The organism is Microbacterium sp. LB12, from assembly GCF_037150835.1.
Taxonomy (GTDB): Bacteria; Actinomycetota; Actinomycetes; order Actinomycetales; family Microbacteriaceae; genus Microbacterium.
Map to the genome: position 1 here is coordinate 29,942 of NZ_JBBCPF010000010.1, position 20,948 is coordinate 50,889.

Sequence of the window (20,948 nt, forward strand, 5' to 3'; positions counted from 1 at the left end):
TCTTTCGTCTGACCGGGCTTCGTCAGCGCGCGGTCATCTGGTCGAGGTAGGCGATGAAAGCCGGGTCTCCCATCATCGGCACGGTGAGGCAGATCGACACGACGATCATGGTCGCGATCGCGCCGACGATCGGCAGCCACCAGGTGATCCGTCCCCGCCGGAGACGTCGGATGGACAGCGCCGCGGTGAGAGACCACCCGAGCGCGAGGACGATCGCGGCGATCGTGCCCCAGGTCTTCCCCTGCGCGAAGTTGGTGAACTCGCCCTCGATTCCGAGGACCTCCATGGTCTGGTTCATGACGCTCGTCAGATCGAGGTACGACAGGCCGGTGATCACGATGTTCACGAGGCCGTAGGCGAGCAGGGCGATCGTCACCAGGCGGTCGACGGGGTGCCGCCGCTTCGCTGGTGCATCAGTAGCGCTTTCCGGCGGCACGACTCCTGCGGTCGGCGGGGCGGGAGGCGCCGCGACGACCTCACCGAGCGGAGGCAGCCCGGCTGCGCGTCGCTGCTCCTCGGGGGTCGCGAGTTCGCCGTACTGGGGCCGCTGATCGGTCATCCCGCAATGCTAGCCGCCTGAGCTTTCGACGGGCTCACAGCAGCATGCCGGGTGCGGGCGGCCCGAAACAGACAGCGGCCCCGGAGAAGTGGGGACTTCTCGGGGCCGCGGATGTGGTGCGCTGGGGACGCTCCTCATCCGGATTGACCGCCAGCGCTGGGGACGCTGTGAGCGATCGGTAGCGTTCATGTATGCCGCTACTTTCTCCATAGTAGGAAAACGTATGCCGGAACGCCAGGGGTCTTCCTTCAGATAGTGAACTCCGCGCCTGACGATCCATCGTCGATGGCATCGGCCCCGAGCTGCAGCGAGAGCCGTCGTGCGGTGCGCTGGAGCGACGACACGAGCGCGCGGTCGACGACCGCTCGTTCCGTGGGCAAGGAGATCGCCAACGACGCAGTGACTCCGGGGGCGATGACGGGCACGGCCACGCAGGTCGCACCGATCGCATACTCCTCCTGGTCGATCGCCCATCCCGGCGAGCGCTCCAGCTGGGTCAGCAGCGTGCGGCGATCGCTGATGGTGCGCGGCGTCAACTCCTCCAGTCGGTGCCGGGACAGGTAGTCCAGACGCTCTTCTTCGGGCAGCTCCGCGAGGATCTGCTTGCCCAGCGCGGTCGCGTGGGCGCTGGACTGCAGCCCCACCCACAGTTCGATCCGCGGGTTGCGGGCGGCGTCGACGATGTCGACGAGGTGCATCTCCCCATCGGCGAATCGGGAGAGGTAGGCCGTGGCGCCGACGTCCTCGGTGACCTCGCGGAGCGCAGCTCGGACGCGCGCCAGGAAGACTCCGCGTGAGCTGATCTGCTGCTGGAACGACGGGAACCGGGTGCCCAGCACGAGACCGTCCGGCTCCGAGCCGAGATACCCCTCGTGCACCAGCGTGCGCACGAGGTTGTAGGTGGTCCCCGGGGTCAGCCCGGTGATCGCGGCGAGTGTCTTCGGCGGGAGCGGACGGGGAGAGTTGGCGACGATGTCGACCAGCCGCAGCGCGCGTTGCACCGACCCGATGAGGGTGGGCTCCGCTTCCGCGGCGCTCAACGCTACGCGTCCCCTCCGGATGCCCGACCGCCGAGCGCACGCGCGTCGCGCTGACCGGATGCGTCCTGACGCAGCTCCTTGGGCAGAGAGAACATCAGGTCCTCCTCCGCCGTCTTGACCTCTTCGACGTCGCGGTAGCCGGCGTCACCGATGGCATCGAGCACTTCCCGCACGAGCACCTCGGGTACGGACGCCCCGCTCGTGACGCCGACCGTCTCGACGCCGTCGAGCCACTCCTGCTGGATCTCCTCGGCATAGTCGACGCGATACGCGGCCTTCGCCCCGTACTCGAGCGCGACCTCGACCAGGCGCACCGAGTTCGACGAGTTCGACGAGCCCACGACGATCACGAGATCGGCGCCGGCGGCGACCTTCTTGATCGCGACCTGGCGGTTCTGCGTCGCATAGCAGATGTCGTCGGACGGCGGATTGTGCAGTTCCGGGAACCGCAGCCGCAGTCGGTTGACGGTCTCCATCGTCTCGTCGACGGAGAGCGTGGTCTGCGACAGCCAGACGACCTTGCTCGGATCCTTCACGACGACCGTGTCAGCTTCTTCCGGCGAGTTCACGACGGTCACGTGCTCCGGGGCCTCGCCCGCGGTGCCCTCGACCTCTTCGTGCCCTTCGTGACCGATCAACAGGATCTCGAAGTCGTCGCGGGCGAACCGGACGGCCTCGCGGTGCACCTTGGTGACGAGCGGGCAGGTCGCGTCGATCGTGTGCAGGCCGCGGTCGGACGCCGCGTTCACGACCGCCGGCGACACCCCGTGCGCGCTGAAGACGACGTGCGCACCCTCGGGGACCTCGTCGACCTCCTCGACGAAGATCGCACCCTTCGCCTCGAGTTCGGTGACGACGTGGATGTTGTGCACGATCTGCTTGCGCACGTAGACCGGAGCGCCGTAGCGCTCGAGCGCCTTCTCGACCGCGACGACAGCACGGTCGACACCGGCGCAGTAGCCCCGCGGTGCGGCGAGCAGAACCCGCTTGTGTCCGACCACCGGGTTATCCTGAAGCCGGCCGGCCGCCGCACGCACTCGTGGAAGGCGGGGCACGGGAAGATGAACGGCAGTCGAAGTCACCCCTGGATTCTACCGCCGGCCGGCTGTGCGGGGCCGGGGAGGCCCAGGGGCAGGAACGGGAGCGGATGACAGTCTTCGAAGCGACGACGGGGCAGGGCGAGACACCGCCCGCCGATTCCGTCGCCCCCCGCGATTCCACTGCCGACGCCCCCACCTCCGTCACCCGGCTGAACGCGACCATCCGCGACTTCGTCGCGCGGTGGAACACGGTCTGGGTCGAAGGTGAGATCACCTCCTGGAACGTGCGAGCCGGCAACGTGTTCGCACGCCTGAAGGACACGCGCTCCGACGCGCAGATCTCGATCCGGGTGTGGTCGAGTGTGCGCGGACGCATCCCCTCCGACATCGGCGTCGGCGATCACGTCGTGGCAGCGGTGAAGGCGGACTACTTCGTCAAGTCGGGAGACTTCAGCTTCACGGTCTCGTCGATGAAGCACGTCGGACTGGGCGATCAGCTCGAGCGCCTCGAGAAGTTGCGCGTGCAGCTGCGACATGAAGGGCTGTTCGACCCGGCACGAAAGAAGCGCCTGCCGTTCCTCCCGCACATGATCGGCCTGATCACGGGTGAGCGATCGGATGCCGAGAAGGACGTGCATCGCAACGCCGAACTGCGTTGGCCGCAGGTACGGTTCCGCACCGAGTACGCCGCCGTGCAGGGCGACCGCTGCGTGCCGGACACCCTCGCCGCGCTCGCGCGACTCGACGCCGACCCGGAGGTCGATGTCATCATCATCGCGCGCGGAGGAGGCGACCCGCAGACGCTCCTCGGATTCAGCGACGAGAGGCTGGTCCGCGCCGTGGCCGCGGCGTCGACTCCGATCGTGAGCGCGATCGGACACGAGAACGACCATCCGCTGCTCGACGACGTCGCCGATCTGCGGGCCTCCACTCCCACCGACGCGGCGAAGCGGGTCGTGCCGGACGTCGGCGAGCAGCGCGCGCTCATCGCTCAGCTGCGCTCGCGCGCGACCACACGGCTCACGCAGCGGCTGTCGCACGACATCGCCCAGCTGGAGCAGCTGCGATCCCGCCCCGTGCTGCGCTCCCCCGCACCGATCATCGATGCCCGGGCACAGGAGACCTGGCTGCTGCTCGCTCGCGGTCGAGACACCGTCAATCGCCACATCGAGCAGGCGGGGCGACGCACGGCCGAGCTTCGCGCGTCTCTGCGTGCGCTCTCCCCCGCTGCGACTCTCGCCCGCGGCTATGCCATCGCACACCTCGACGGCGGCGTGATCCTGCGCGACGCCGCCGACGCGCCGACCGGAGCCGAGCTCACCATCACCCTCGACCGGGGCTCGCTCCGGGCCCGCTCCGAGGGCGAGATCGCCGAAGACGCCTGAGCAGAGCGGTCAGGACGCACGACGTAGGATGGAGGAGTGAGCGCGTTGAACGACACCCCCGTGGACACGCTGTCGTTCGAGGCAGCCCGCGATGAGCTCGTCAAGGTCGTCGCGGAGCTCGAGCAGGGATCCCCGACGCTGGAGCACTCGCTGGCGCTCTGGGAGCGTGGCGAGGCTCTCGCCGCCCGGTGCGAGGAATGGCTGCTCGGTGCGAAGCGTCGTCTGGACGCCGCACGGGCTGCGGCTGCGGACGCGGAGACCCCGGGAGAGTCATGAGCAAGCAGCCTCCCATCATCGCCGAGCTCGGCCGCCCGGAGACACCGGACGAGACCGCCGCCCGCAAGGCAGCGTTCAGCAAGGCCTACCGATCGAGCCAGACCGTGCGCAACCTCGTCGCGGCGCTGCTCGTCACGGTCGCCGTCGTGGCCGTCATCATCTTCGCGGTGCCGCGCGGTGAGCCCGTGGCGGCGAAGCCGATCGACGTCGCCGGCATCGCCGAAGGGGTCGAGTCCTCGATGGACCGGCCGGTCCTGATCCCCGAGCTGGGCACCTTCTGGCGTGCCAACGGCGCGGAGATGCAGGGGGGTGCCACGGTCGTGTGGGAGGTCACCCTCGCGCCGAAGTCCGACACGGAACGCGGCTTCATCAAGGTCGCGCAGGCGTTCGAGGCCGACTCCTCGTGGGCCCCGCAGCGCCTGAACGGCATCGCCCCGACCGACACCGTGCGCATCGGCGGCCTCGACTGGGACGTCTACAAGCCCGGCGGATCCGAGGCCAACGCCAACGTCACCTACGCCATCGGCACCCAGGCCGGCGACGACTACATCCTGCTGTACGGCTCGCGCTCGGCCGATTCGACCGCCGAGCTCGCGAAGTCCCTGATCCCGCAGATCGAGACCATCTCGGAGGCACAATGACGCACCCGCTGACCCCTGCCGCCGCCTGGCAGCAGATGCAGGAGGGCAACCGCCGTTTCGTCCTCGACGAACCGCGACACCCGAACCAGGATGTGGCCCGCCGCAAGGACCTGACCGCCGCGCAGCACCCCGTCGCGACTCTGTTCGGGTGCTCGGATTCGCGCCTCGCCGCAGAGATCATCTTCGACCTCGGCCTCGGCGACCTCTTCGTGGTGCGCAATGCGGGACAGGTGATCGGCGAGTCGATCGTCGCGAGCCTCGAGTACGCGGTCGCGGTGCTCGAGGTGCCGCTGATCGTCGTGCTCGCACATGACTCCTGCGGTGCGGTGCGCGCCGCGATCGACGGCACCGCGATCGACGCCGCTCCCCTGCCGCCGCACATCTGGAAGTTGATCGCTCCCATCGTGCCGGCCGCCCGGAAGGTCCTGGCCGAGAGCGGTGGAACGACCGTCGCACAGATCGACTCGGAGCTCGTGGGCATCGAGCATCTGCGCAACACCGTGGGCGACCTGCTGCAGTCGTCCGAGATCATCAGCGACGCCGTCGCCGCCGGCCGCCTGGGCATCGTCGGCGCGAACTACCGTCTGGCCGAGGGCACGGCCGTGCCCGTGATCACGGTCGGCATCGATACCGACGACGCTATCCAGGGGATCGACCCCGCAACCAAGGAGGGTTCGGAATGACCGAGCAGGACTACCGCATCGAACACGACACCATGGGTGAGGTGCGGGTGCCCGTGAACGCGCTCTACGGGGCGCAGACGCAGCGCGCCGTGGAGAACTTCCCGATCTCGGGCAAGGGACTGGAATCGACGCAGATCGCGGCCCTGGCACGCATCAAGAAGGCGGCGGCGCTCGCCAACAAGGAGCTCGGCACCCTCGATGGCGCGATCGCCGACGCGATCGCCCAGGCCGCCGACCAGGTGGCATCCGGTGCGCACGACGGCGAGTTCCCGGTGGACACCTACCAGACCGGCTCGGGCACGTCGTCGAACATGAACATGAACGAGGTGCTGGCGACCCTCGCCACCCGCATCCTCGGTGCGACCGTGCACCCGAACGACCACGTGAACGCCTCGCAGTCGTCGAACGACGTGTTCCCCACGTCGGTGCACATCGCCGTCACGCAGGCCCTGATCGACACGCTCATCCCCGCTCTCGACCACCTCGCGGTGGCGCTCGAGGCGAAGGCGGAGCTGTGGAAGGACGCGGTCAAGTCCGGCCGCACGCACCTCATGGATGCCACGCCCGTGACCCTCGGCCAGGAGTTCGGCGGCTACGCCCGCCAGATCCGCCTCGGCATCGAGCGCGTGCAGTCGGCCCTCCCCCGCGTCGCGGAGGTCCCTCTGGGCGGCACCGCGGTGGGAACGGGCATCAACACGCCCCTCGGCTTCCCGCAGAAGGTCATCGCTCTGCTCGCTGCCGAGACGGAGCTACCGATCACCGAGGCCAAGGACCACTTCGAGGCTCAGGCCAACCGCGATGGCCTGGTCGAGGCCTCCGGCGCGCTGCGCACGATCGCGGTCTCGCTGACCAAGATCAACAACGACCTGCGCTGGATGGGATCCGGCCCCAACACGGGCCTCGGCGAGCTGCACATCCCCGACCTGCAGCCCGGCTCCTCGATCATGCCCGGCAAGGTCAACCCGGTCGTCCCCGAGGCTGTGCTGATGGTGTGCGCCCGCGTGATCGGCAACGACGCGACGGTCGCCTGGGCCGGCGCTTCCGGATCGTTCGAGCTGAACGTCGCCATCCCGGTCATGGGCACCGCGGTGCTCGAGTCGATCCGTCTGCTGTCGAACGCCTCGCGCGTGCTCGCAGACAAGACGATCGACGGTCTGCAGGCCAACGTCGAGCGCGCGGCCGCGTTCGCGGGCATGAGCCCGTCCATCGTGACCCCGCTGAACAAGCTCATCGGCTATGAGGCTGCGGCGAAGATCGCGAAGCACTCGGTCGCGAAGGGCATCACGGTGCGTGACGCCGTGATCGACCTCGGTTACGTCGAGCGCGGTGACCTCACCCTGGAGCAGCTGGACGAGAAGCTCGACCTGCTGTCGATGACCCACCCGGGCTGATCCCGCCCGCACGACGAATGCCGCGAGGAGCCGTTCCTCGCGGCATTCGTCGTGTCTGCAACGCCTCGTCAGGAGAGCCGGACAGACGCACGACAGCGGATGCCCTGGTCTGTGTCGGGCATCCGCTGTCGTCCATCGTCAGCTGAGCTCTCCGCCCTCCAGGAGTTCGGTGACGAGGGCTGCGATCGCGGAGCGCTCCGAGCGCATCAGAGTCACGTGCCCGAACAGGTCGTGTCCCTTCAGCGTCTCGATCACGCTCGCGATGCCGTCGTGCCGGCCCACACGGAGGTTGTCCCGCTGGCCGACGTCGTGAGTGAGGATGACACGCGAGTTCTGGCCCATCCGGCTCAGCACCGTCAGCAGCACGTTCCGCTCGAGCGACTGGGCTTCATCGACGATCACGAAGGCGTCGTGCAGCGATCGTCCGCGGATGTGGGTGAGCGGGAGCACTTCGAGCAGCCCCCGTTCGACCACCTCCTCGATGACGTTCCCGGAGACCACCGAACCCAGCGTGTCGTACACGGCCTGACCCCAGGGCCCCATCTTCTCGCCCTGGTCGCCCGGAAGGTAGCCGAGCTCCTGCCCGCCGACGGCGAACAACGGCCGGAACACGATGATCTTCTTCTGCTGCTGCCGCTCCAGCACCGCTTCCAGTCCCGCGCACAGCGCGAGTGCGGACTTGCCGGTGCCGGCGCGCCCACCGAGCGAGACGATGCCGACCTCCGGGTCCAGCAGCAGGTCGATCGCGATCCGCTGCTCCGCCGAGCGGCCGTGCATGCCGAAGATGTCCCGGTCACCGCGCACGAGCCGATACTCACCGTCCCCTGTCACGCGTCCCAGTGCGGACCCGCGCTCGGAGTGGATGATCAGCCCGGTGTTCACGGGAAGGCCGCGGGCGTCCTCGCTGATGCCGACCTCGCTCTCGTAGAGATCGCTGATGTCGTCGCCGGAGAGGTCGAGCGCCGAGATCCCGGTCCATCCGGAGTCCACGGCCTGCTCTGCGAGGTACTCCTCCGCCCGGATGCCCAGCGACGCCGCCTTCACGCGCATCGGCAGGTCCTTGGACACGATCGTGACGTCCTGACCGTCCTGCGCGAGGTGCATGGCGACCGAGAGGATGCGGGTGTCGTTGTCGCTGAGCCGGATCCCTGCGGGGAGCACGGAGGGGTCGGTGTTCGAAAGTTCGACCCGGAGGGTGCCGCCTTCGCCGACCTCGACCGGGAAGTCGAGGCGTCCGTGCTCGATGCGCAGATCGTCGAGGTGCCGCAGTGCCTGCCTCGCGAAGTAGCCGATCTCGGGATCGTGGCGCTTGCCCTCGAGTTCGGTGATGACGACGACCGGGATGACGACGGAGTGCTCGGCGAATCGGAAGAACGCCTGCGGATCGCTCAGCAGGACCGAGGTGTCGAGGACATACGTGCGCAGATCCTGATCGGGATCGGCGGATGATGCTCGCCTCGTCGTCTTACGGGTGGACTGCTGCGCGGTGTTGGTGGCCTGCTGCGCTGTACGTGTGGTCACGACCCACTCCCGACCCGGGGAATCCCGGCTATTCGAACGAGTCGACCAGGGGGTCACGAGTCGTCATCCTGAGGCCGACCCGATCGGGCTCCTTGCCCGATGCCTAGAAGGTACGACCGTGCGACCGCTTAACCCGACGTCGACACGCCAACGATTCGTTACGCGCTGATGAACGTCTCGTTGCCGAACGCATGCAGGGTCTCGTCGAGGAGTTCGAGCGTCCCCGTATCGGTGCCCGCGTGCGGGGCGATCCGCACCGACGCACCGCGTGCGGTGACGACCAGTCCGGCGTTCGCGAGCGCGGCGGCCAGCCGCGCGGGCTCCTCGGGTGCGAGCGCCACGATGCCCGCGCGCCGGGTGCGCTCGCGCGGAGAGCTCACCTCGATGCCATGGCGATCGGCGATCTCGATCACCGTGTCGACGTGCTCGGAGAGCCGTTCCTCGATCGCGGCGACCCCGGCGTCGCGGACGTCGCGCACGCCGATCGCGAGGCGCCCGGCGGCGAGCGTGTCCGGCTGACTGATCGTGAAGGCGCGCGCCGAGGGAGAAGGCGCCGGCAGCTCGTCGACGAAGAGACCTGTGGCAGTGGTTCCGGTGATCCCGGAGAGCACCGGGACGATCCGCTCACGCGCCCGCGGGGAGAACCATGCGAATGCGCTGCCCCGGCCGGCGCGCAACCACTTGTAGCCGTGGCCGACCACCACATCCGCGGCACCGTAGTCGACATCGATCATCCCGAAGGACTGCACCGCGTCCACGATGAGGAGGCGGTCGGGGCCGATGGCCTCACGGAGCGCGGCGAGGTCGGCGCGATATCCGGTCCGGAAGTCCACGTGGCTGACAGCCACGGCCACCACGTCATCGTCGAGCACCTCGATGACCGCGTCGGGCGTGACGCGTCCGTCGTCGGGCGTGATCCACCGCGGCGTCACCGCGTGCCCCGACGCGGTCGCCGCCCGCTCGACGGTCAGGCTGACGCTCGGGAACTCCGCCGTGCTCGCGATGACCGCGCCCGACAGCCCGAACAGCGCGTGCATGAGACCGTTGGTCGACGAGGGCTGCAGCGTCACGTCGTCGGGATCTCCGCCGAGCAGCTCCGCGACGATCTCCTGCGCCTGTCCGATGCGTTCTCCGACCAGGGCCAGGGAGGATGGGCGTCCGCTGCCGAGCAGATCGGCGTCGGCGAAGACCTCGTCGCGGACGGACGGCGACAGCGGCCCGAAGGCCGCCCAGTTCAAGTAGCCGGACTCGTTGTCGAACGTGTCGACATAGTCCTGGAAAGTGCTCACTGCGTCATTGTGGCATGGCTCTGCGTGCCCACGGTGCGCGGTCAGCGGCCGAAGCGACGGTCTCGATCGGCGTAATCGCGGATCGCCCGGAGGAAGTCGACCTGGCGCAGGTCCGGTCCGAGGGCCTCGACGAAGTAGAACTCGCTGTGCGCGCTCTGCCAGAGCAGGAAGTCGCTGAGCCGCTGCTCTCCGCTCGTGCGGATGACGAGGTCGGGGTCGGGCTGCCCTCCGGTGTAGAGGTGCTCTCCGATCATCTCGGGGGTGAGGTGCGCGGCGAGGTCCTCCATCGTGCCGCCGGAGGCCTCGTGCTTCGTGATGATGCTGCGGACCGCATCGACGATCTCGTTCCGCCCGCCGTAGCCGACGGCGAGGTTCACATGCAGCCCCGTGTGGTCCTTGGTGCGCTCCTCGGCGTCCGCGAGCACACGGGCGAGCTCGGGCGGGAGGATGTCGGAGCGCCCGACGTGCTTGACCCGCCAGTTCCCTTCGCGTGACAGCGCCTCCGCGAGCTCGGCGATGATCTCAATGAGGTCGGCGAGCTCCCCGGAATCGCGCTTTCGCAGGTTGTCGCTGGAGAGCAGGTAGAGCGAGACCACACGCACGCCGAGCTCATCGCACCAGCCCAGGAACTCGCGCATCTTGGCAGCGCCGGCGCGATGTCCCTCGGCCGGGGTATCCAGTCCGAGCTGGCGTGCCCACCGACGGTTGCCGTCGATCATCATCGCGACGTGATGCGGCACGGATGCGGGATCGAGGTGGCGGCGCAGCCGGTTCGTGTAGAGCCGATACAGCGGCCCTCGCCCCGGGCTCTCGCGTGACATCACCTCCCTACGCTATCGTGCCGGGCCATCCCGCGCCGTGTGCGGAGCCTGAGGATATGTGCCCTGCGCGGAATGCGGGTCGGCTTAGAGTGAGCACGTGAGCACACCTGAGGCCTCGGGCCCCGACGTCCCCCAGCTCCCCCTGCTGGAGGCTGCGGCCGTCGACGCCGCCGTCGAGATCAAGCCGACCTGGCGAGGATGGATCCACGCCGGCACGTTCCCCGTCGCCATCGTCACCGGGATCATCCTGATCGTCATGGCCGATGGCGCCGCGGCGAAATGGGCCTCGGCGGTGTTCATGCTCACGTCGCTGCTGCTGTTCGGCAACTCGGCGCTGTATCACCGCTTCAACTGGCGTCCCCGGGTGAAGGTCGTCCTCAAGCGCATCGACCACGCCAACATCCTGCTGCTCATCGCCGGGACGTACACTCCGCTCGCCGTGCTGGCGCTGCCGCCGCAGAAGGGCGTGCTGCTGCTCAGCCTGGTCTGGGGAGGCACCCTCGTGGGGATCCTCTTCCGCGTCTTCTGGATCAACGCCCCGCGGTGGCTCTACGTCGCGCTGTACCTGCTGCTCGGCTGGGCGGCCGTGATGTACATCGTCGATCTCATGAACGCGAACTTCGCGATGATGGTGCTGGTGATCGTCGGCGGGCTCCTCTACACCGGCGGAGCCGTGGTCTACGCGCTCAAGAAGCCCAACCCGTGGCCGGGCCACTTCGGGTTCCACGAGATCTTCCACGTGTGCACGGTGCTCGCGTTCCTGTGCCACTGGACGGCGTGTCTGCTCATCGCCCTCGCGCCGCTGTCGCCCTCGCTGGGCGCGCCGTAGTCCGGGATCAGCGGGTCGGCGGCTCGTCGCCGGCGTCGCGCGGGAGCGGTGCGTCGGATTCCGGAGCGCCCTTGCCCGCCTCAGCCTCGGCGGCGAGGGCTGCTTCTTCGGCGTCGAGCTCTTCGCGCACTTCTTCGCGGTAGCGCACGCGGCGGATGCGCCGGTTCATGTCCCAGATCAGCAGGATGACCGCGGCCACGATCACCACGATCACGGCGAAGCCGACGAAGCCCGGGGTGACGGCCTCCGGTGCCACGGTCATGCTCGGAGTCGGCATCGGGGTCTCAGACAGAGAGAACATGAATCGGCCTTTCGTACTCAGGTCGCATAACCTGGTGGTACCAGCCTAACGACCGGGAAGACCCACCTGTGACGACCGCACGACAGCTCGATGAACGCTATGGCCGAACCGGACGACGGCGGACGCCGTGGATCATCGGCGGTGCCGTCGCACTCCTGGTCGTTGGTGCGTTCAGCTGGATGACCGTGACCCAGTCGATGGCGTCCGTGGATGCCGACGATCTCGGGTTCGAGCTCGTAGATGCGCACTCCGTCAACGTCACCTTCCAGGTCACCGGAGTGCAGGGCAAGAACGTCGTCTGCGCTGTCGAGGCGCTCGATGAGGAGTTCGGCGTCGTCGGCTGGAAGATCGTCGAGATCGAAGCCGGAGACCGCCACTCCCAGGCTCGATCGGTCACCATCCCGACCGTCGCCGAGGCGACGACAGGTTTGGTGAACACCTGCTGGGTCGCTTAGACTCGTGCCAGACAGACGACGCCCCGGCACCGTGCCGGGGCGTCTTGGCATATCCCCCGCAGCTCGTCGGAGGGATCCCGAAAGAAGGAGCTTCGTCATGTCCACCGATGCTCAGGTTCCGTTCCTCACGCAGGAAGCGTATGACCGGCTCGTCGCCGAGTTGGAGCACCTGTCCACGTTCGGTCGCGACGAGATCGCCAAGCGCATCGAGGCGGCTCGCGAAGAAGGCGACCTCAAGGAGAACGGCGGCTATCACGCGGCCAAGGATGAGCAGGGCAAGCAGGAGGCCCGCATCCGCACGCTCGAAGGCCTGCTGAAGACCGCCAAGGTCGGCGAGGCACCGGCCAGCCGTGGGATCGTCGAGCCCGGCACCGTGGTCACCGCTGTCGTCGCCGGTGGCGAAGAGGTCTTCCTCCTCGGCAGCCGCGAGATCGCCGCAGGCAGCGACCTGGACGTCTACAGCGAGGCGAGCCCGCTCGGCCAGGCCATCCTCGGCCTCAAGGTCGGCGAGAAGTCGTCCTACGAGGCGCCGAACGGGCGTTCCATCAGCGTCGAGATCGTGAACGTCGAGACCTACACGGGTTGAGTCGCCCACCCGCAGAACGCCCCGGCATCCACACGGATGCCGGGGCGTTTCTCGTCTGCGGGACGCAGCTCAATCCGGGACGAGGAACGGCTCGAAGCCGGCCCGGCGCAGCGTGTCGAGCGTGTGCTCCGAGTGCTCGGGGCCGCGGGTCTCGACGCTGAGCTCGAGGATGACGTCGCTGATCTGCAGACCGTGGCCGTGCCGGGTGTGCATCGCCTCGATGACGTTCGCACCCGCCTCGGCGATGAGCTCCGACACGCGGGCCAGCTGACCGGGACGGTCGGGCAGGGGGATGCGGATGGTGAGGTAGCGGCCCGACGCCGCGAGCCCGTGCGACACGACGCGCTGCAGCAGCAGCGGATCGATGTTGCCCCCCGACAGCACCGCCATCGTGGTGCCGGTCGCCGCGACCTTCCCGGCGAGGATCGCGGCGACGCCGGCGGCTCCCGCGGGCTCGACCACGACCTTCGCCTGCTCCAGCAGGATGAGGATGGCACGGGCCAGATCGTCGTCCGAGACGGTGACGACCTCGTCGACGAGATCCTTGATGATGTCGAACGGGATCGCACCGGGACGGGCGACCAGGATGCCGTCGGCGATCGTGGGTCGCGTGACGATGTCGACCGGCTCCCCCGCTGCGAGCGAGGGAGGAACTGCCGCGGCGTTCTCGGCCTGCACGCCGATGATGCGCACGGTGCGTCCGCTCTCAGCGGCGCGCGCCTTCACCGCCGCCGCGACGCCGGCGATGAGTCCGCCGCCGCCGATGCCGAGCACGACGGTGTCGACCTCGGGAGCGTCTTCCAGCAGTTCCAGCCCGAGTGTGCCCTGCCCGATCACCACGTCGCGGTGGTCGAACGGGTGGATCAGCACCGCGCCCGTGCGCTCGGAGAACTCGGCGGCCAGACGCAGCGAGGTCGCCACGGTCTCGCCCTCCAACACGACCTCCGCTCCGTAGCCGCGGGTGGCAAGGAGCTTCGGCACAGGCACGCCGAGCGGCATGAAGATCGTGGCGGGGATGCCGAGGGCCTGCGCGGCCAGAGCCACGCCCTGCGCGTGGTTGCCCGCCGACGCCGCGACCACGCCGCGGGAGCGCTCCTCGGCGCTCAGCTTCGACAGCCGGTACGCGGCACCGCGGATCTTGAACGAGCCGGTGCGCTGCAGATTCTCCATCTTCAGCACGACGGGGGCTCCGAGGATGTCGGAGAGGGCTCGCGACGGCAACGTCGGCGTGTGCGAGATCACCTCAGCCAGACTCTGAGCGGCGTGCTCGAACTCGGTCAGGCTGGGGACTGCGCTCATCGATTCCTCCGTCGCCGCTCGCGCGGCACTGTACTCCAGATAAGGTCTCCGCTCGGCCCGGCGCCGGTGCGCCAGGAGCCGGAGCTGATCGTCACGGCGGCGACGTTGACGAACGCCGCCAGCGGCACCGCGAACAGGGCGCCCGGGATTCCCGCGATCATCGCCCCACCCGCCACGACGAGGACGACTGCGAGCGGATGCACCTTGACCGCCGAGCCCATCATGATCGGCTGCAGGATGTGCCCCTCGATCTGCTGCACGGCCAGGACGACGACGAGCATCCACAGGGCGATCCACGGCCCGTTGTAGACGAGCGCCAGGAACACGGCGACGGCACCGGTCACGACTGCACCCACGATGGGGATGAACGAGCCGAGGAAGACCAGCACGGCCACCGGCAGCGCGAGCGGAACCTGGAGCAGGAACGCACCCAGCCCGATGCCGATCGCGTCGATCGTCGCCACGAACAACTGCGTGCGGGCGTAGTTGACGATCGTGCTCCAGCCGTTGCGGGCGGCGCCGTCGACGGCGGGACGGGACTTGCGCGGGAAGATCCGGAGCGTCCAGCGCCAGATGCCGGCGCCGTCGGCCAGCAGGCAGATGAGGATGAACAGCGACAGCAGCGCACCGGTGGCGACGTGGCCGACCGTGGTGCCGATCGCCAGCGCCCCGGTCCAGAGCAGCTGCGCCTGCTCGGAGATGAGGTCGAGGCCCTGCTGCAGGTAGTCCGCGATCTGCGTGTCGGAGAGGTTGAGCGGGCCCTCGTGCAGCCACACCTGGAACTGGTCGAAGGCTTCGGTGGAGCGCTGCTGCACGTCGGGCAGCTGCGCGCGCACCTGCCACACGACCAGCCACATGAGTCCGGTGACGATCGCGGCGGTGCCGATGAGCGCGATCGCGATCGCCAGCCAGCGCGGGAGGCCGCGGCGCAGCATCCACGAGAACGCCGGCCAGAGGAGCGCCGTGATCAGGATGCCGACCATGAGCGGGATGACCAGGAGCTTGAGGAGCATCACCAGCCAGATGAAGACGCCGATCGCCGCGGCGATGATCAGCAGGCGCCACGCGTAGCCCGCGGTGATGCGCAGAGGCAGGGGAACCGCCTCATCGGCCTCGGTGGTCACGGTGCGATCGGTGGATACCGGGCGCGGACGGAAGAGATCTCGCAGCCGGGGGCGCTGGTCCTCGCTCATCGCCCAAGTCTACGGTCATGCCGTATGCCGTTCGACGCATCCTTTCTCGCCGGTGTGATGTCGGTGTGCGGCGATACGCTGACGGCGTGACCGATGTCCTCACCCCCACCCAGGCACGCCGCATCGCCCTGGCGGCCCAGGGCTTCACCCGACCACGCCCTGCCACCGTCTCGGGGCGCCACCTGCACCGCGTCATGGAACGGCTCGGCGTGCTCCAGATCGACTCCGTGAACGTGTTCGCGCGCTCGCACTACCTGCCGCTGTTCTCCCGGCTCGGCGCCTACGACCCCGCGCTCCTCGACCGGGTCTTCCTGTCGCGCACGACGCACTACGTGGAGTACCTCGCGCACGAGGCGACCTTCATCCCGATCGAGGACTGGCCGCTCTGGCGCTTCCGCATGGACGACTTCCGCGCACGCTGGGCCGGGGCGAGCTCCTGGACGAGCACGAATGCGCGCACGGTGCAGTGGGTGCAGGACGAACTGCGCGGCCGTGGTCCGCTGCGTCCGGCAGACATCCGCGAGGACGCCCCTCGCGAGCGCGGGACCTGGTGGGACTGGGACGACGTCAAGCTCGCACTCGAGCATCTGTGGCGCACCGGCGATGTCGCCGTCAGCGGCCGCAAGGGCTTCGAGCGTACGTACGCGCTGGCCGAGCACGTCGTTCCCGACGCGATCCGCGCGCAGGAGATCCCCCGCGCCGACGCGATCCGCGAACTCATCCGTCGCGCGGCGCGCTCGAACGGCGTCGCGACCCAGTCCGACCTCGCCGACTACTACCGCATCCGCGATCGGGCGGCCGTGACGCGATCCATCACCGAGCTCGTCGACGAGGGCGAGCTCCAGCCGGTTCAGGTGCGCGGATGGGAGCGCGGCGGGCGTCCTGTGCCGGCCTGGCGGCACCGCGACGCCGTGCTTCCGCGCAAGGTCGAGGCGGCGGCGATCCTGACCCCGTTCGACCCCGTCGTGTGGTTCCGCGATCGAGCGCTCCGCGCCTTCGATCTCGACTACCGCATCGAGATCTACGTGCCTGCCGAGAAGCGCCGGTACGGGTACTACTCGCTGCCCGTGCTCGTCGGCGACCGCATCGTCGCGCGCGTCGACCTCAAAGCCGACCGCGCGACATCGACGTTGCAGGTGCAGTCCGCCTGGTGGGAGCCGCAGTCTCACCCCGAAGACGCGGAGCCCCTCGCTGTCGAGCTCCGGCTCGCTGCGGCCTGGCAAGGGCTCGAACACGTCTCCGTCTCAGGCTGGGGCGATGCGACCGCCGCGCTGCATGCTGCGCTCGTCGGGTCCGGCTCCGCGGTGCAGCGTCATGTGCATGCGAGGGAGGCCACGGCATGAATCGCCGCCGATGGTGGGGCATCGGCGGCGCAATCGTGCTCGTGATCGTCGCCGCTGCGGTGTGGTTCTCGGTGGCGACGATTCGCCCGTCCACACCCGATGAGGCCGCGCTCGCCTATCTGCATGCGCTGGAGTCCGGCGATGCGGACGCGGTGGCGGCGACGGGGATCGACGTGTCGGCGACGACGCTCGAGGCGTTCGCGGACGCCACCGCCCACATCGAGGAGGCGGAGATCCTTGGCGAGAAGAGCGACGCCGATGATGCGGCCGCGACGGTCGACGTCGCCTTCCAGCTCGACGGCGCGCCGCACCGCGCGTCCCTTCGACTGCGCACTGTGGACGGTCGATGGATCGTCGCCGACTCCGGGCTCGGTACCCTGACGGCCGAATCCTCGATCGGCTCCGCGGTCGCGATCGGCGCGGCGACCGCACCGGTGCAGAAGCCCCTCGTCCTTCTTCCGGCGGTCTACACGGTCGCTGCCGCGCCGACCGCGCTCCTCGATGGCGAGAGCACCGTCGTGATGCTGCCGGGCGAGGACACCGCCGTGACGATCGACGCAGGCGTGCGCCCGGAGGCGACGACGGCTGCGCAGGCTCAGCTCGATGAGCATCTGCAGGAGTGCACGGTTCCCGCGGGTCGAGTCCCCGCACAGTGCGGCATCCGCATCCCCTGGGGGACGGAGTTCCACGATGTCAGCGAGATCCGCTACCGCATCGAGGCGTCCCCCGTGATCGCGCTGACATCGGCAGGCTTCAGTGCCGACGGCGGAGTGCTGATCGCCACGGTCACGGGAACAGGTCAGGACGGCGCTGCCCGCACGACGACGTATCGCACCGAATCATGGAGCGTGCGCGGCGAGGTGTCGTTCACGGACGACGCCCTGGTGCTTTCGTATCGGTGACCCCGGGCGGGTCAGAACTGCACGCGCGGTGGCTCCGAGATCGCGCTGCTGTCGGCGACCTCGAAGAACTCCCGCTCCGAGAATCCGAGCCCCTTGGCGAACAGGTTGTTCGGGAAGACCTTGATCTTGGTGTTGAGCTCGCGCACGCCACCGTTGTAGAACCGCCGCGCGGCCTGGATCTTGTCCTCGGTGTCGACCAGCGCCTGCTGCACCTGGAGGAAGTTCGTACTGGCCTGCAGCTGCGGGTACGCCTCGGCGACCGCGAACAGACTGCGCAGTGCCTGCTGCAGGTGCCCCTCGGCGATACCCGCCTCGCCGGGGCCGCCGGCGGACAGCGTCTCGGCGCGCGCGCGTGTGACGTTCTCGAAGACGGCCTTCTCGTGGGAGGCGTAGCCCTTGACCGTCTCGATCAGGTTGGGGATGAGGTCGGCTCGTCGCTTGAGCTGCACGGTGATTCCGCTCCACGCCTCGTCGACACGGACGTTCAGCTGCACCAGCGAGTTGTACGTGGCCCAGAGATAGATGCCGACGAGCAGGATCACTCCGACAACGATCAGTACCGGCACGAGCCATTCCATCAGAGGCCCACCCTTCCTCGTGTTTCTCTCATCCTAGACGCGCAGTCTGCACGTGGACTGGGCATGCAGGGCCGATAGCGCGTCGGTTCAGTTGCCGAGGACGCGTTCCAGATAGCGGTTGCCGAAGCGGCGGTCCGGGTCCAGCCGATCACGCAGCGCGACGAAATCGTCGAAGCGCGGATAGCGCTCGCGTAGAGTCTCGGCGGTGAGGGTGTGGAGCTTGCCCCAGTGCGGGCGGCCTCCGTGCTCGCTCATGATCTCCTCGACCGCCCCGAAGTACTCGGTCGGATCGGCACGCCAGTAGCGGTGGACCGCGATGTAGGCACTCGCGCGATCGTGGGCCGTGGACAGCCAGCGGTCGTCCGCGGCGGCGAAACGCACTTCGATCGGGAACTCGATCCGCCACCCGCGCCGCGCGATGAGCGCACGGACCGCCTCGAACGCCGGGACCACGTTCTCCGCGGGGATGGCGTACTCCATCTCGCGGAACCGCACGGTCCTGCTCTGGATGAGCACCTGGTGCGAGAGCTCGGTGTACTCGCGGTTGCCCGTGAGCTTGACGGCGAGCCGGCTGAACGGCGGCGTGATAGCCGGGACCGCCTGCCCCGCCGCACAGACCACGCGGTAGACGCCGTTGGAGAGCAGGGTCTCGTCGATCCACCGCCCCACGACCGGAAGCGGCTTGCGCACCGTGGATTCCGGAAGGCGGGTCTGCCGCTTGGTCAACGCCACGTCCGTGTGCGGGAACCAGTAGAACTCGAAGTGATCGGATCCGGCGACGCGTTCGTCGAGCGTCGCGAGCACGTCGTCGAGCGGTACCGGCTCGTCGATCGCATGCATGACGAACGCGGGCACGCACTGCAGGGTCACCTCGACGATGATGCCGAGGGCCCCCAGACCGAGGGCGACCGCCGGGAGCAGCTCCGGCTGGTGCTCCTCGTCGATACGGAGGAACTCGCCCGCGGCGGTGATCATCGTCACACCGACGACCTGCGTGGCGAGCCCGCCGAAGCCCGCTCCGGTCCCATGCGTGCCGGTCGAGATCGCTCCCGAGATGGACTGACGGTCGATGTCCCCGAGGTTCTCCATCGCCAGGCCGTACGGCGCGAGCAGTCCGGGGATCCGGTGCAGCCGGGTGCCGGCGAGAAGCGTCACTCGTCCCGTCGTGGCGTCCGCCGAGACGAGTCCCTGTAGATCGTCCAGCTCGAGCAGGACACCCGGTGCGACCGCGATCCCGGTGAAACTGTGCCCGGCGCCGACGGCCTTCACGGCCAGCCCGTGCTTCACCGCGGCGAGCACGGCGCGCTGCACGCCTTCCGGAGTGCGCGGACGCTCCACGCGCACAGGTCGCACCGAGGCCGAGCGGCCCCAGTTCTGCCAGGTGCCGCCGATTCTCGTCACAGGAAGGCCTTTCCCTCGCCGCGATACGTCGGCAGCTCGTCGATGATCTCGTCGCCCGAGACCACGTGGAAGTGCGTGATGCGCTCGGCCGGCTCGCCGCTCTTCGCGTGCCGGAACCAGACCCGGTCTCCCACGCCCAGCGACGTGGCGGCGGGACCCTGCAGCGGGGTCTGCACTTCACCTGCGGCTTCGCGCGGAAGCGTGCGCAAACCTTCGGGCCACACTGCCCGCGGCTGGCGCGAGGCCACGGCAGGCCCCGAGGCGATCCAGCCTCCGCCGAGCACGGTGGCGATGTCGACGGCCGGACGTCGCACGACGTCGAACGCGAAGGCCGACGCCGGGGCAGGGCGGAACGACCGGTAGCCGTCGAACAGGTGCCCGCCGAGGAGCCCACTGCCCGCGCTCGCCTCGGTGAGCGACTCATCGCTGCCCGTGAACTCCAGGGATCCGGTGCCGCCGCCGTTGAGGATCTCGAGCGAGGCGATCGCGCCGACGGCGGCGACGATCTCCGCCCGCCGCTCGCGCAGCTCGTTCCGTGAGCGCGCCTGCACCATGCGGATCAGCGGCGCATCGGGACCCGCGTCGTCCCCCTGTCCCGCGATCTGCGCGTCATACATCTGCAGTCCGACGAGCCGGAAGCCCGGACGTGCGACGACCTTCCGCGCGAATGCCGCCACCTCTCCCGCCGTGAACAGCGCCGAGCGACGCACACCGATGTGGCCCAGCAGCGAGGAGCGCCACGAGGCGTCGACATCGATCGCGACACGGACCTCGGGGCGAGCGCCGGGGCCGGCGACGCTGTCGATCAGATCGAGGTGGACGAGATCGTCGACCATCAGCGTGATCCGCTGTGTCGCCTGCTCATCCGCGAAGAGTCGCTCGAGGCTCGCACGATCCACCGTCGGATAGCCGAGCATGATGTCGTCGTGGGTCTCGGCGAGCCAGAGCGCCTCCTCGAGCGTGAACGCGAGGATGCCGTGGAATCCCGGCAGCTGCAGCACGGCGTCGAGCACACCGCGGACGCGGACCGACTTCGACGCGACACGGATCGGGAGACCACCGGCCCGCACCAGGAGGTCCATCGCGTTGTAGCGCAATGCCTCTCTGTCGATCACCGCGACCGGCGCAGGGAGATGACCCGTCGCGGCAGACAGGCGCGGCCAGTACCGGGCGGGGTCCTCCCACTCGGGGGCGACCGGGGGCGCACCATGGACGGGGCTCAGTTCGTCGATGAGGTCGAGCACTCCCCCACCCTAAGGCCTCGCCGGACTCAGGATCACCCCCTGCGGCACCGCGTCGCAACGGATGCGCGACGATAGGCTGGCGGCGTAGCCCCCGTAGCCCAATGGCAGAGGCAGGCGACTTAAAATCGCTTCAGTCTGGGTTCGAGTCCCAGCGGGGGCACGCGTCGTCAT

The 20,948-nt window shown here is 68.9% G+C and carries 22 protein-coding genes and 1 tRNA gene; 11 read left to right on the forward strand and 12 right to left on the reverse strand.

Annotated features, from left to right (window positions below):
• Window positions 1–22: 22 nt before the first annotated feature.
• The 3 genes from WFM69_RS15840 to WFM69_RS15850 form a co-directional block, all read right to left on the reverse strand.
• Entirely contained in the window at window positions 23–559 is a 537-nt protein-coding gene (locus WFM69_RS15840; protein WP_337006363.1) for a DUF6264 family protein, read from the reverse strand.
• A 248-nt stretch (window positions 560–807) separates the two neighbouring features.
• The gene (locus WFM69_RS15845) at window positions 808–1,599 is read right to left on the reverse strand and encodes an IclR family transcriptional regulator (RefSeq protein WP_337006365.1); all 792 of its coding nucleotides are present in this window, start codon (window positions 1,597–1,599) and stop codon (window positions 808–810) included.
• 2 nt (window positions 1,600–1,601) lie between these two features.
• The gene (locus WFM69_RS15850; RefSeq protein WP_442928379.1) at window positions 1,602–2,654 is read right to left on the reverse strand and encodes a 4-hydroxy-3-methylbut-2-enyl diphosphate reductase; all 1,053 of its coding nucleotides are present in this window, start codon (window positions 2,652–2,654) and stop codon (window positions 1,602–1,604) included.
• Window positions 2,655–2,746: 92 nt separating this feature from the next.
• Between WFM69_RS15850 and xseA the strand changes: the two genes are divergently transcribed.
• The 5 genes from xseA to WFM69_RS15875 are packed head-to-tail and all read left to right on the forward strand — an operon-like array spanning window position 2,747 to window position 7,015.
• The gene (gene xseA, locus WFM69_RS15855; protein ID WP_337006368.1) at window positions 2,747–4,024 is read left to right on the forward strand and encodes an exodeoxyribonuclease VII large subunit; all 1,278 of its coding nucleotides are present in this window, start codon (window positions 2,747–2,749) and stop codon (window positions 4,022–4,024) included.
• Window positions 4,025–4,060: 36 nt separating this feature from the next.
• Window positions 4,061–4,300, forward strand: coding sequence for an exodeoxyribonuclease VII small subunit (locus WFM69_RS15860; RefSeq protein ID WP_337006370.1), 240 nt, complete (start codon window positions 4,061–4,063; stop codon window positions 4,298–4,300).
• Window positions 4,297–4,941 (forward strand): DUF4245 family protein, encoded by a 645-nt coding sequence (locus WFM69_RS15865; protein ID WP_337006372.1) that lies wholly within the window; start codon window positions 4,297–4,299, stop codon window positions 4,939–4,941. The genes WFM69_RS15860 and WFM69_RS15865 overlap by 4 nt, the downstream gene beginning before the upstream one ends.
• Entirely contained in the window at window positions 4,938–5,624 is a 687-nt protein-coding gene (locus WFM69_RS15870; protein ID WP_337006374.1) for a carbonic anhydrase, read from the forward strand. The genes WFM69_RS15865 and WFM69_RS15870 overlap by 4 nt, the downstream gene beginning before the upstream one ends.
• Complete coding sequence (locus tag WFM69_RS15875; RefSeq protein ID WP_021199548.1) at window positions 5,621–7,015, forward strand: class II fumarate hydratase; 1,395 nt, start codon at window positions 5,621–5,623, stop codon at window positions 7,013–7,015. The genes WFM69_RS15870 and WFM69_RS15875 overlap by 4 nt, the downstream gene beginning before the upstream one ends.
• Window positions 7,016–7,153: 138 nt before the next feature.
• Here WFM69_RS15875 and WFM69_RS15880 read toward each other — a convergent pair whose 3' ends face one another.
• The 3 genes from WFM69_RS15880 to WFM69_RS15890 all read right to left on the reverse strand — a co-directional run bounded on the left by WFM69_RS15880 (window position 7,154) and on the right by WFM69_RS15890 (window position 10,646).
• Window positions 7,154–8,440 carry a PhoH family protein gene (locus tag WFM69_RS15880; protein WP_337006503.1) on the reverse strand — a complete coding sequence of 429 codons (1,287 nt, stop codon included), beginning with the start codon at window positions 8,438–8,440 and terminating at the stop codon, window positions 7,154–7,156.
• 254 nt (window positions 8,441–8,694) lie between these two features.
• Entirely contained in the window at window positions 8,695–9,825 is a 1,131-nt protein-coding gene (locus tag WFM69_RS15885; RefSeq protein WP_337006377.1) for an aminotransferase class V-fold PLP-dependent enzyme, read from the reverse strand.
• Between the two features lie 41 nt (window positions 9,826–9,866).
• On the reverse strand, window positions 9,867–10,646 hold the full coding sequence (locus WFM69_RS15890; protein ID WP_337006379.1) for an isoprenyl transferase: 780 nt from the start codon (window positions 10,644–10,646) through the stop codon (window positions 9,867–9,869).
• 97 nt (window positions 10,647–10,743) lie between these two features.
• Here WFM69_RS15890 and trhA point away from each other — a divergent pair, with 97 nt between their 5' ends.
• Window positions 10,744–11,475 (forward strand): PAQR family membrane homeostasis protein TrhA, encoded by a 732-nt coding sequence (gene trhA / locus WFM69_RS15895; protein WP_337006380.1) that lies wholly within the window; start codon window positions 10,744–10,746, stop codon window positions 11,473–11,475.
• Between the two features lie 7 nt (window positions 11,476–11,482).
• Here trhA and WFM69_RS15900 read toward each other — a convergent pair whose 3' ends face one another.
• Window positions 11,483–11,776, reverse strand: coding sequence for a hypothetical protein (locus WFM69_RS15900; protein ID WP_337006382.1), 294 nt, complete (start codon window positions 11,774–11,776; stop codon window positions 11,483–11,485).
• Window positions 11,777–11,844: 68 nt separating this feature from the next.
• Between WFM69_RS15900 and WFM69_RS15905 the strand changes: the two genes are divergently transcribed.
• Complete coding sequence (locus tag WFM69_RS15905; protein WP_337006384.1) at window positions 11,845–12,231, forward strand: DUF4307 domain-containing protein; 387 nt, start codon at window positions 11,845–11,847, stop codon at window positions 12,229–12,231.
• A gap of 97 nt (window positions 12,232–12,328) precedes the next feature.
• Window positions 12,329–12,817, forward strand: a complete 489-nt coding sequence (gene greA / locus WFM69_RS15910; RefSeq protein WP_267417776.1) for a transcription elongation factor GreA — start codon at window positions 12,329–12,331, stop codon at window positions 12,815–12,817.
• A gap of 69 nt (window positions 12,818–12,886) precedes the next feature.
• Here greA and ilvA read toward each other — a convergent pair whose 3' ends face one another.
• Both ilvA and WFM69_RS15920 read right to left on the reverse strand, forming a co-directional pair.
• Complete coding sequence (gene ilvA / locus WFM69_RS15915; protein ID WP_337006387.1) at window positions 12,887–14,116, reverse strand: threonine ammonia-lyase; 1,230 nt, start codon at window positions 14,114–14,116, stop codon at window positions 12,887–12,889.
• Entirely contained in the window at window positions 14,113–15,309 is a 1,197-nt protein-coding gene (locus tag WFM69_RS15920; protein WP_337006389.1) for an AI-2E family transporter, read from the reverse strand. Before WFM69_RS15920 ends, ilvA begins: the two co-directional genes overlap by 4 nt.
• Window positions 15,310–15,395: 86 nt before the next feature.
• On the opposite strand from WFM69_RS15920, the gene WFM69_RS15925 reads away from it, so the two are divergent.
• Together WFM69_RS15925 and WFM69_RS15930 are read left to right on the forward strand one after the other, a co-directional pair.
• Window positions 15,396–16,652 carry a winged helix-turn-helix domain-containing protein gene (locus tag WFM69_RS15925; RefSeq protein ID WP_337006391.1) on the forward strand — a complete coding sequence of 419 codons (1,257 nt, stop codon included), beginning with the start codon at window positions 15,396–15,398 and terminating at the stop codon, window positions 16,650–16,652.
• The gene (locus WFM69_RS15930) at window positions 16,649–17,554 is read left to right on the forward strand and encodes a hypothetical protein (RefSeq protein ID WP_337006393.1); all 906 of its coding nucleotides are present in this window, start codon (window positions 16,649–16,651) and stop codon (window positions 17,552–17,554) included. Before WFM69_RS15925 ends, WFM69_RS15930 begins: the two co-directional genes overlap by 4 nt.
• Window positions 17,555–17,565: 11 nt before the next feature.
• Here the strand turns inward: WFM69_RS15930 and WFM69_RS15935 are convergent, their stop codons facing one another.
• The 3 genes from WFM69_RS15935 to WFM69_RS15945 all read right to left on the reverse strand — a co-directional run bounded on the left by WFM69_RS15935 (window position 17,566) and on the right by WFM69_RS15945 (window position 20,777).
• Window positions 17,566–18,132, reverse strand: a complete 567-nt coding sequence (locus WFM69_RS15935) for a LemA family protein (protein ID WP_021199536.1) — start codon at window positions 18,130–18,132, stop codon at window positions 17,566–17,568.
• Window positions 18,133–18,219: 87 nt separating this feature from the next.
• The gene (locus tag WFM69_RS15940) at window positions 18,220–19,533 is read right to left on the reverse strand and encodes a D-arabinono-1,4-lactone oxidase (RefSeq protein WP_337006397.1); all 1,314 of its coding nucleotides are present in this window, start codon (window positions 19,531–19,533) and stop codon (window positions 18,220–18,222) included.
• Window positions 19,530–20,777 (reverse strand): amino acid deaminase/aldolase, encoded by a 1,248-nt coding sequence (locus tag WFM69_RS15945; RefSeq protein WP_337006399.1) that lies wholly within the window; start codon window positions 20,775–20,777, stop codon window positions 19,530–19,532. The genes WFM69_RS15940 and WFM69_RS15945 overlap by 4 nt, the downstream gene beginning before the upstream one ends.
• A gap of 87 nt (window positions 20,778–20,864) precedes the next feature.
• On the opposite strand from WFM69_RS15945, the gene WFM69_RS15950 reads away from it, so the two are divergent.
• Window positions 20,865–20,937, forward strand: a tRNA-Leu gene (locus WFM69_RS15950).
• The last annotated feature ends 11 nt before the right edge of the window (window positions 20,938–20,948 follow it).

Coding starts and splice junctions, on each gene's coding strand:
- WFM69_RS15840 (WP_337006363.1), bottom strand. CDS start 559: ATGACCGATCAGCGGCCCCAGTACGGCGAACTCGCGACCCCCGAGGAG.
- xseA (WP_337006368.1), top strand. CDS start 2,747: ATGACAGTCTTCGAAGCGACGACGGGGCAGGGCGAGACACCGCCCGCC.
- WFM69_RS15865 (WP_337006372.1), top strand. CDS start 4,297: ATGAGCAAGCAGCCTCCCATCATCGCCGAGCTCGGCCGCCCGGAGACA.
- WFM69_RS15870 (WP_337006374.1), top strand. CDS start 4,938: ATGACGCACCCGCTGACCCCTGCCGCCGCCTGGCAGCAGATGCAGGAG.
- WFM69_RS15875 (WP_021199548.1), top strand. CDS start 5,621: ATGACCGAGCAGGACTACCGCATCGAACACGACACCATGGGTGAGGTG.
- WFM69_RS15890 (WP_337006379.1), bottom strand. CDS start 10,646: ATGTCACGCGAGAGCCCGGGGCGAGGGCCGCTGTATCGGCTCTACACG.
- WFM69_RS15900 (WP_337006382.1), bottom strand. CDS start 11,776: ATGTTCTCTCTGTCTGAGACCCCGATGCCGACTCCGAGCATGACCGTG.
- greA (WP_267417776.1), top strand. CDS start 12,329: ATGTCCACCGATGCTCAGGTTCCGTTCCTCACGCAGGAAGCGTATGAC.
- ilvA (WP_337006387.1), bottom strand. CDS start 14,116: ATGAGCGCAGTCCCCAGCCTGACCGAGTTCGAGCACGCCGCTCAGAGT.
- WFM69_RS15920 (WP_337006389.1), bottom strand. CDS start 15,309: ATGAGCGAGGACCAGCGCCCCCGGCTGCGAGATCTCTTCCGTCCGCGC.
- WFM69_RS15930 (WP_337006393.1), top strand. CDS start 16,649: ATGAATCGCCGCCGATGGTGGGGCATCGGCGGCGCAATCGTGCTCGTG.
- WFM69_RS15935 (WP_021199536.1), bottom strand. CDS start 18,132: ATGGAATGGCTCGTGCCGGTACTGATCGTTGTCGGAGTGATCCTGCTC.